This is a genomic window from Pseudomonas sp. ENNP23, assembly GCF_001728945.1.
GTDB lineage: Bacteria > Pseudomonadota > Gammaproteobacteria > Pseudomonadales > Pseudomonadaceae > Metapseudomonas > Metapseudomonas otitidis.
Genome location: NZ_LYSP01000119.1, coordinates 1 through 604, shown reverse-complemented (window position 1 = coordinate 604; position 604 = coordinate 1). Strand labels below are relative to the sequence as shown.

Here is a 604-nt window from a genome sequence, read left to right as displayed (position 1 = left end):
TGTTGAGGTGGTCGCTGTGCAGGTAGGTGAGGGTGGTGCTGTCGACAACGGTGCCGGCGAAGTTGTAGGCAAGGTCGATCTGGGCGATGGGCAGGTCATCGAGCCAGACGTAGTAGCTGGCTTTGCTCTTTCTCCCCTGGGCGGTGTAGCTCACTTGGCCCAGCACTTGGCCGTTGGGTCCGTAGAGGTAGGTGAAAGGGAGTCGGTTGGTGCCTTGGCGGGCTTCCTTGAGCACGCGTTGGCCGAGGGCGTTGTAGGTGTAGCGTGCGACCCCATTGCCACGCTGGTCGATGACGTTGCTGAGGCGCCCTTGGTCGTCGTACTGGTAGCGCTTGCTCAGGGTGTGACGGGTGTAATTGCCTGCTGCATCGACTTCGGCTTCGTACAGGCTATCGCTCTGGAGCAGGCGGTTGCTGTCGGGGGCATACCTCAGGCGATGCTGAAAGTACGTTATCCCCAGGCTTGTGTGGGCCGTGGTGCGACTGGTGCGGTTGCCGTTGGCGTCGTAGGTGTAGGTCTTGCGTAGACCGGCCTCCTCCATGGTGAGGCGGTCGAGGGCGTCGTACCGGTAGTTGATGCTGCCGAACAGGCTGTGGGCGTGGGC

General features: G+C 62.1%; 1 protein-coding gene. It reads right to left on the bottom strand.

Annotated elements, in window-relative coordinates:
* A partial coding sequence (locus tag A9G05_RS27805) for an RHS repeat domain-containing protein (RefSeq protein WP_171902748.1) occupies positions 1 to 604 on the bottom strand: 604 nt, incomplete at both ends.